This window comes from Acinetobacter psychrotolerans (genome assembly GCF_048552595.1).
Taxonomy (GTDB): Bacteria; Pseudomonadota; Gammaproteobacteria; order Pseudomonadales; family Moraxellaceae; genus Acinetobacter.
Genome location: NZ_JBIMDK010000066.1, coordinates 1 through 269 on the forward strand (window position 1 = coordinate 1; position 269 = coordinate 269).

General features: G+C 49.4%; 1 protein-coding gene. It reads left to right on the plus strand.

Features of this window, described 5'->3' with window-relative positions; genetic code table 11:
• Positions 1–61 precede the first annotated feature (61 nt).
• The coding region (locus tag ACG94X_RS16870) for a hypothetical protein (RefSeq protein ID WP_419384810.1) at positions 62–269 on the plus strand (208 nt) is incomplete at its 3' end.

Consider the following 269-nt stretch of genomic DNA (forward strand, 5'->3'; position numbering starts at 1 on the left):
GCATTCCATCGGGATGCATTTTACCACACTGCATGGAGTACACTGCATTCAATCACAATGGATGGAATCCAATGCATTCAATCGGGATGCTTTGGGCCGTGCTGCAGAAAATCCACTGCATTCTATCGGGATGCACTGGGCCTCGCTGCATGGACTCCACTGCATTCAATTGGTATCCATTGCGCTGCAATGCATGGAATCCTCTGCATTCAATGACGCTGCATGGAATCCACTGCATTCAATCGGGATGCTTTGGGCCATGCTGCATT